The 6,102-nt window shown below is 67.3% G+C and carries 14 protein-coding genes; 8 read left to right on the top strand and 6 right to left on the bottom strand.

The annotated features are described in order from the left end of the window. From RISW2_RS22415 to RISW2_RS24910, 6 genes are all read right to left on the bottom strand, one after another. Window positions 1–425 (bottom strand): hypothetical protein (locus RISW2_RS22415; protein ID WP_043775456.1); only part of this gene is annotated, 425 nt, incomplete at its 3' end. Continuing rightward, window positions 422–949: a helix-turn-helix domain-containing protein gene (locus tag RISW2_RS22410; RefSeq protein WP_043775454.1), complete on the bottom strand. Its 528-nt coding sequence runs from the start codon at window positions 947–949 to the stop codon at window positions 422–424. The genes RISW2_RS22410 and RISW2_RS22415, both read right to left, overlap by 4 nt. 556 nt (window positions 950–1,505) lie before the next feature. Beyond that, window positions 1,506–1,844: a LexA family protein gene (locus RISW2_RS22405; protein ID WP_043775452.1), complete on the bottom strand. Its 339-nt coding sequence runs from the start codon at window positions 1,842–1,844 to the stop codon at window positions 1,506–1,508. Then, a complete protein-coding gene (locus RISW2_RS22400) occupies window positions 1,841–2,095 on the bottom strand; it encodes a hypothetical protein (RefSeq protein ID WP_043775449.1) in 255 nt (84 codons plus the stop codon). The genes RISW2_RS22405 and RISW2_RS22400 overlap by 4 nt, the downstream gene beginning before the upstream one ends. Continuing rightward, entirely contained in the window at window positions 2,092–2,598 is a 507-nt protein-coding gene (locus RISW2_RS22395; RefSeq protein ID WP_211238746.1) for a hypothetical protein, read from the bottom strand. Before RISW2_RS22395 ends, RISW2_RS22400 begins: the two co-directional genes overlap by 4 nt. A gap of 72 nt (window positions 2,599–2,670) precedes the next feature. Further along, window positions 2,671–2,886 carry a hypothetical protein gene (locus RISW2_RS24910; protein ID WP_156943983.1) on the bottom strand — a complete coding sequence of 72 codons (216 nt, stop codon included), beginning with the start codon at window positions 2,884–2,886 and terminating at the stop codon, window positions 2,671–2,673. A gap of 73 nt (window positions 2,887–2,959) precedes the next feature. Between RISW2_RS24910 and RISW2_RS23790 the strand changes: the two genes are divergently transcribed. From RISW2_RS23790 to RISW2_RS24900, 8 genes are all read left to right on the top strand, one after another. Then, window positions 2,960–3,616 (top strand): LexA family transcriptional regulator, encoded by a 657-nt coding sequence (locus RISW2_RS23790; RefSeq protein ID WP_162164357.1) that lies wholly within the window; start codon window positions 2,960–2,962, stop codon window positions 3,614–3,616. Window positions 3,617–3,624: 8 nt separating this feature from the next. Continuing rightward, window positions 3,625–3,927, top strand: coding sequence for a hypothetical protein (locus RISW2_RS22385; protein ID WP_043775444.1), 303 nt, complete (start codon window positions 3,625–3,627; stop codon window positions 3,925–3,927). Between the two features lie 91 nt (window positions 3,928–4,018). Further along, the gene (locus RISW2_RS22380) at window positions 4,019–4,393 is read left to right on the top strand and encodes a hypothetical protein (RefSeq protein ID WP_043775442.1); all 375 of its coding nucleotides are present in this window, start codon (window positions 4,019–4,021) and stop codon (window positions 4,391–4,393) included. 329 nt (window positions 4,394–4,722) lie between these two features. Then, the gene (locus RISW2_RS22375) at window positions 4,723–5,028 is read left to right on the top strand and encodes a hypothetical protein (protein ID WP_156943982.1); all 306 of its coding nucleotides are present in this window, start codon (window positions 4,723–4,725) and stop codon (window positions 5,026–5,028) included. Beyond that, complete coding sequence (locus tag RISW2_RS22370; RefSeq protein WP_043775436.1) at window positions 5,025–5,348, top strand: hypothetical protein; 324 nt, start codon at window positions 5,025–5,027, stop codon at window positions 5,346–5,348. Before RISW2_RS22375 ends, RISW2_RS22370 begins: the two co-directional genes overlap by 4 nt. A gap of 41 nt (window positions 5,349–5,389) precedes the next feature. Continuing rightward, window positions 5,390–5,650: a hypothetical protein gene (locus RISW2_RS22365; protein WP_156943981.1), complete on the top strand. Its 261-nt coding sequence runs from the start codon at window positions 5,390–5,392 to the stop codon at window positions 5,648–5,650. Then, on the top strand, window positions 5,647–5,796 hold the full coding sequence (locus RISW2_RS24905) for a hypothetical protein (protein ID WP_156943980.1): 150 nt from the start codon (window positions 5,647–5,649) through the stop codon (window positions 5,794–5,796). The genes RISW2_RS22365 and RISW2_RS24905 overlap by 4 nt, the downstream gene beginning before the upstream one ends. Further along, on the top strand, window positions 5,793–5,960 hold the full coding sequence (locus RISW2_RS24900) for a hypothetical protein (protein WP_156943979.1): 168 nt from the start codon (window positions 5,793–5,795) through the stop codon (window positions 5,958–5,960). Before RISW2_RS24905 ends, RISW2_RS24900 begins: the two co-directional genes overlap by 4 nt. The last annotated feature ends 142 nt before the right edge of the window (window positions 5,961–6,102 follow it).

The following is a 6,102-nucleotide window of genomic DNA, read 5'->3' as shown; positions in this document are numbered from 1 at the left end:
TACCGCTCCGCCCCCTCGACGAAAGAGGTGCGCACCAGCACCGCGACCCCGCGCCGGGCGAGCTTCAGCGCCTGCAGGATGAAGGTCGCGCCGAGGCGGAACGGCGGGTTCGTGATGATCCACTCGACGTTCGGCACGTCCTGCCCCCAGTCGATCAGGAAGTCGGCGGTGCCGTCCTGGCCGGGCCAGCCGTAATCGTGCACGTCGGTCGCGTGCACCTGGTCGAAAGCCTCGGCCAGCACGCGGGCCATGTGACCGCGGTTGCAGGCGGGTTCCCAGGCGTGCTGCAGGTGCAGGGGCTCGCCCTGCTCTTTCAGGAACCGCAGGAGCGACCGGGTCGCCCAGGGCGGCGTCGGGAAGTCGTCGAGGCTGTCGTGCGCCTCGTGGCGCTGCGCCATGACGGCGGAGGACCGGTTCGCGCTCATGCCGCGGCCCTCGCACGGTGGTACCAGCTCTGCACCCGGGTCGTGCTCTCGCCCCAGCGCTCCGCCAGCGCGGCGAGCTCGCGGTAGCGCCCGCCGGTCTCCACCAGCGCCGCGACGCGCGCGGCGGGGATGTTCCCGATCGACGGCGGCGGAGGCGGCGACGGCGGCTCCTGCGGCGCCCGATCCAGCTTGGCGGCGGCCGCTCGTCGTCGCGACAGCGCCAGCTGACGGTTCCGGATCGTCTTCACGTTGACACCGAGCCGCGCCGCGGTTTCGGACGTCGTCTCGCCCGCTGCAGTTGCGGCGACGAGGTCCGCGTCGCTGACCTTGAGGTTATGCGCGACGCGGACGCCGCCGCCCGGCACGTCCGCGGGTTCCATCACGTTGCGCCGCCGCGGCGCACCGAGGCTGTCGAGCCGTTTGTAGACCGTCATCCGCGAGCAGCCGGCGGCCCGAGCGATCTGCTCGATGGGCATCTTGGCCCGGTGCAGTCTCAGGATGAGCACGTCGTCGATCTGTTTCATGCGGGGCCTCCGATAGCGGCCGGGCACGGATCCGGAGATCCGCGCCCGGCTTCCAACAGGGAGGTCGGGGGCACTCCGCGCGGCCATCCGCGCCCCCGCGGTACGGACATGAAGGGCCGGCGCCTCTTTCCGGCCGACCGCGCGTGATCGGGAAAGGCGCGGGGGCGGCCCGCAGCCGGCCCCCCGCGCAAGTTGGGGCCGCATACGAGCGAGACCGGCCCCGCAGGTTCCGCGACAGGGGACGCGGAATGGAAAGGATCGGCATGAAATCCGATCGGACATCGAACGGTAGGCCGGACCGCCGATTCTTCTTGAGGCGATCGGTTCAGTCCGGCCTGTGAGTCCGCGCCACTCCCTGGGCGGCCCACTGCGGCGTCCGGCGAACTCTCACATACGCCTGACCCCGCCACAGCCATGAAGGAGTAAACTCCATGGATGTGGTGGCGTGCCGGGTCCGACAACCCGGCACGCTGTTCCACGAGGTCCACTGCTGAAGGAACAACCTCATGGAATTCGCGAAGAAGTGTGCGGCCGCCCGTGGCGGACATGGTCAGCATCATGGCCGCACCTCGAGCGCCGTGATGATCTCGAGCAGCGCCGCCGACGGATTGTGGCGCAGGCCGCGCCGGGCAATGTGCAGCACGGTCAGGCGATCCGTGTCGGGCAAGCGCTTGGTCAGGTCACCGGGCAAGGCGAGCGCCCGGGACCGTGCCTTGAGACGCACGAGGTGGCCCCGGGCGACGAGCTGCTCGACAACGCGGAACACACCGCTCCTCGACGCGTACCCGAGCGCAACGCTGATCTCGTCGAAGCTGGGGCAATGCCCGTCGTTCAGACACCCGGTGATGAAATCGAGCGCCTGCCGCTGGCGGTCCGTGAGGCCATATCCGCTCATGACATGGCCTCGAGCGCGCGGTCGGTCGTGAGAATGAAGCTGCTGCGCCGCCAGCCCTTCCCGCCCCAGACCTGCCCGTCCTGCTGGGACGCGCGGAAGCGGTTGGCCCAGCCCTTGCTCCGCACGACCGCGCGCGCCTTGGCGATCGGAATGTCCAGCGCGTCGGCGGCCTCGCGTAAGGTGCAGTCCCAGCCAATCGGATGGCAGTATGCCCAGAGGCGGAATGCGATGGTTTCGTTGCGCGGATTCATGATGCACCCCGCCCCTTGATGGGCGTCGGCATCGACGCCGGCGCCCCGAGGTGGTCGATCAAGCGGTCGAAGGCGTCGCGCGCCTCACGCGCTTCTTTGAGCGTCTTGGCGCGGTCGCCCTCGTTCAGGGTGTGAGCGAACCGGGCTGCCGCCCCGATCGCCTCGCCACCCTCGACCGAGGCCGTCGACAACGCGTCGAAGATGTCGCCGGTGGCCGGGGCGGCCTCTGCACGCCGGTCCGCCAGGTAGCCGGTCGCGGCGAAGTTGCCGCTGCTCTCGAGCGCGACGAGGTCGGCGAGCGCCCACTGGCGCTGCCCGCTCATCTTGAGCGACAGGCCGGCGTGGTCCGGGTTTGCCGATCCCGTCAGCGCCTGGATCGCGTAGGCGGCCGAGGTCTGCCCCCGGGCGGCGACCAGTCCGCACATGATCTCGTGAAGGGTCTTGAGGTGGTCGGACACGGCGGGAAACCCTTTTGCTTTGTCGGCTTCCGTCCCGATGTTCATGTTCTGCGGCATGGAACGGGAAGCGATCAGTGGAGGGAATGGCCAGCGCCGGGCAACCGGCGCTGGTCGCGTTCAGGCGGCGTCGGTGAAGGTGGCCGCGGCGCGCGCATGAGCGAGATCTTCAAGGCTCAGCTTGCGACCGCGAGATTTCGCGGCGGCGATGACCTTCAGGTCATATTTGGCCGGGATGTTTCCTCGGCGCTTCCAGGCGGCGACGGTCTGGTAGTTCTCGCCGAGGTCGCGAGACATATCCGACAGCCGTTCCCAGATTGAGAAGATATGCTCCATGCATTTTGTTATGCCTATCGCATACCGACAAGTCAATGCCCCATGCATAGGGGACGCTGCTAGCGGTATGCACATGGAAGAGATGCATGAACGATTGAGGCGCGCCCGGCTGGATGCCGGCATCGCGTCAGCCCATGAGGCGGCAGAGCGCCTGGGCGTGAAATACCCGACGTATGCGGGGCACGAGAACGGATCTCGCAGCTTCGGTCGTGACGCCGCGCAACGTTATGCTCGTGTGTTCGGGGTGGCCGTCGAATGGCTGCTGTTCGGGTCCGGCGAGGTCAAACGCGTTGAGAACGGCGACCCGGCGCCAGATGAGAGCGCCCTCGTGCCGGTCTACAACGTCGAGGCCAGCGCCGGCGGCGGAGCCGTAGTCGAGGCGGAGGAGCAAGCCTACAGCCTGGCGTTCCCACCCTTCTACCTGCGCAAGATCACCGGCGGATCCGTCAACGACCTAGCCGTCATCGGCGTAAAGGGCGACAGCATGGAGCCGACCCTGCCGGATGACAGCATCGTTCTGGTTGACCAGAGCAAGCGGAACCTCGGCTACGACGGGCTCTTTGTGCTCCAGATCGACGGCGTTCTGCACGTGAAGCGCGTGGGCCGGGGAACCCGGTCAGGCCACATCCTCATCATCAGCGACAACAAGGACGTGCACCCGGCCTTCGAGCGGGCAATCGACGAGGTGCATGCGGTCGGCAAAGTGCTCTGGTATGGGAGGAAGGTTTGACGAACGACATGATCGCCGAGCTCCGGGAGAAGAACTGGCGTCTTGAGCGCAAAGTTATCGATCTTGAGGATTCGCTAGCTGAAGCCAAATTCGAGATCGGAATGCTTCGTCAAGACCTCATCAAGCAAAGGCAAGAGGTCGCCACAATTGAGAACTGGCTCAAGGCTCTCTCACGCGCCGACATGTTCACGATGGAGGCGATGAGCGCGGCCGCGCGGGGGGATACTGAGATGGCCAAGAGGTACACCGAGGCACTTTACAATAACTTCCGGGCACTCAACCCGGAAGAAAATGGTGATGAGGATGGCTGAGTCTAGAAGGCCCGCAAACCTCCCAGAGCCGCCGCAGGCGAGCGTCAAGATTGATTTGCATCGAAGACGTACGACCACATATCCTGATAATATGGAAAGCTTTGCAAAAGACTACGTCGACCAGAAGTTCGAGACCGAACGGGCTCGAACAGAGGTGCGGTTTGCCGAGTTGTCCGGAAAGATGGACACTTTGTCGACCAAGATGGATGGCGTCAACCATCGCATGGACGGCATGGTCAAGCGTAGGGATATTTGGGCCGCGGCCGGCACAACCATCGGGATACTACTCGCCTTCCTTGCTTTCGCCGGCAATCGGTTTGATGCCGGCCTCGGCCTCTCGCCTGCGATCTCGCAGATCGAAGAACGGCAGGAAGCCCGTGACGCTGCGCAGGACGCCCGCTTCGATGATCTCGGACAGAAGCTTGATGCGGTGCTTGAGCGCTTGTCCGGACCCGCAGAACGCTAACCACGCTCAGTCCTTGTCCACCACATGATCGGTAGCACGCCGAACAATAGCAAAGTGCGTCTAGTGATCCGGTAGGTCACCCCGAAGCCCGGCACGATCTCCACACTCTCTCTGACCCTCAGCATCTAATCTCTCCTACCCGGCTTCGAGCCGGGCTTTTTCGTGCGCGCGGCGCGGTGATGCGGGCAGTGTAGCACGCGATTCGGCAGTCCGCATAGCGCCTGCATAAAACTATGCGTTACGCATTGACTTACGTATATGCATATCGCATACTCCCCTACACCGCCCGCTGAGCCCATCCGGCCGCGCGGATCCAGATGGAGGATCGGATGAACCCGCCCACCCCGCAGTTCCTGGCCGAGGCGCGCGCCGTCGTGAGCGACCCTTCGGCATACATCGACCGCCCGATGGTCCTTCAAGGCGCGTTCCTCGCGCTGAAGGAGGCGCAGGGGCACCCGGTCACAATCGAGCGGCGCTTCCGCGTGGCCCACGCGCTCTACAGTGAGTTCACGGGCCCTGCACCGCGCCCCTGCGTCAATGAGATCGACGCCGCCCGCCAGCGCGCGATCGGCCCGATCCGCGCCGCCATCGCCCGCCTGCCCCATCACGTTCCTACCGACGGAGGCGCAGCATGAACGCGCATGTGACACACGATGGGCTGCGCAGCGCCGGACACACGCCACCCGACACGGGTGCGCTGACCGCCTGGCGCGAGGACCTCGCCGCCGAGCTCGAGCCGCTGGCGCACCCGGCCCGCCGGATCATGATGGAGGCCGCCGTCGTGGCCTCGGGTGGCATGTGGATTGCGCCGGGCGCCACGAACTGGGGACCGCACTTCGCCGAGCTGTCCGTTGGCGGCGTGCACGCCTCCGGAAACGACCTCGACGAGGGCATCGCCGCCTGGATCAAGGCGGTCCTGCGCGCAGCACGTGCCGCGGCCGAGGTGGCGGCATGATGTCGTCCGGGATCTTCATACCAACGCCCGCGCACGATGACTTGCCCGCCTCCGACGCCCTTGCCATGCAGATGCTGGTCGAGGGCATCGCCGAGCGCCTGCGGTCCATCCTGCGCAATGAACCGGGCGACGCGGCGTTGTATCGCTACGTCGGGCGCCTCTGCCACGCTTGCATGGGCGACCTCTGCGCCGACGGCGCGGCGGTGCGCCTGACGATCCTCGGGACCGACGCCGAGGGCCCCACGCTGCGCGCCGCCGCGAACGACTGGGTCGAGGCAGTCCTGATGGGGCGGCCGGCATGATGCGACGCTCCGATCCCCCCGCCCGCTTCGCCGGCCTGCGCGACGGCGCGCTGCTGACCGAGCCGCCCTCGACTGCCCGCTGGATCGCGCGCCGCGCCGCCGGGCTCGGGGCGTTCTGGATCCTCTGCCTCGTGGTGCTGACGTGAGCGCGCTCGACGACGCCCGCGCCGTCCTGGCCGATGTCGCCCACCACGGGCGCGCGGCGGTGCTCGACGCCTGTGGCGTGATCCACGAGCACCCCGAGGCGGCGGACGAGGAACGCGACGACGCGGCCGAGATCTTCGCGCGCCTCTCCCCGGAGGCATCGTGATGCAGCCGTTCTGGATGATCTGCCGCGCCCCGCGCCGCCCGGACGCCGAGACCGCGCCCCGCGCCCGCTACGCCACCCGCGCCTCCGCCGAACAGGCGGCGCGCCAGCTCGCCGCGAAGACCGGCGAACCCTTCACCATCCT

Origin of the sequence: Roseivivax isoporae LMG 25204 (assembly GCF_000521865.1) — a bacterium.
In the GTDB taxonomy this organism is placed as follows: domain Bacteria; phylum Pseudomonadota; class Alphaproteobacteria; order Rhodobacterales; family Rhodobacteraceae; genus Roseivivax; species Roseivivax isoporae.
The sequence above is the reverse complement of the archived record's forward strand: the minus strand, read 5'-3'. Positions and strand labels throughout refer to the sequence as shown.

Coding starts and splice junctions, on each gene's coding strand:
- RISW2_RS22410 (WP_043775454.1), bottom strand. CDS start 949: ATGAAACAGATCGACGACGTGCTCATCCTGAGACTGCACCGGGCCAAG.
- RISW2_RS22405 (WP_043775452.1), bottom strand. CDS start 1,844: ATGAGCGGATATGGCCTCACGGACCGCCAGCGGCAGGCGCTCGATTTC.
- RISW2_RS22400 (WP_043775449.1), bottom strand. CDS start 2,095: ATGAATCCGCGCAACGAAACCATCGCATTCCGCCTCTGGGCATACTGC.
- RISW2_RS22395 (WP_211238746.1), bottom strand. CDS start 2,598: ATGAACATCGGGACGGAAGCCGACAAAGCAAAAGGGTTTCCCGCCGTG.
- RISW2_RS24910 (WP_156943983.1), bottom strand. CDS start 2,886: ATGGAGCATATCTTCTCAATCTGGGAACGGCTGTCGGATATGTCTCGC.
- RISW2_RS23790 (WP_162164357.1), top strand. CDS start 2,960: ATGGAAGAGATGCATGAACGATTGAGGCGCGCCCGGCTGGATGCCGGC.
- RISW2_RS22385 (WP_043775444.1), top strand. CDS start 3,625: ATGATCGCCGAGCTCCGGGAGAAGAACTGGCGTCTTGAGCGCAAAGTT.
- RISW2_RS22380 (WP_043775442.1), top strand. CDS start 4,019: ATGGAAAGCTTTGCAAAAGACTACGTCGACCAGAAGTTCGAGACCGAA.
- RISW2_RS22375 (WP_156943982.1), top strand. CDS start 4,723: ATGAACCCGCCCACCCCGCAGTTCCTGGCCGAGGCGCGCGCCGTCGTG.
- RISW2_RS22370 (WP_043775436.1), top strand. CDS start 5,025: ATGAACGCGCATGTGACACACGATGGGCTGCGCAGCGCCGGACACACG.
- RISW2_RS24905 (WP_156943980.1), top strand. CDS start 5,647: ATGATGCGACGCTCCGATCCCCCCGCCCGCTTCGCCGGCCTGCGCGAC.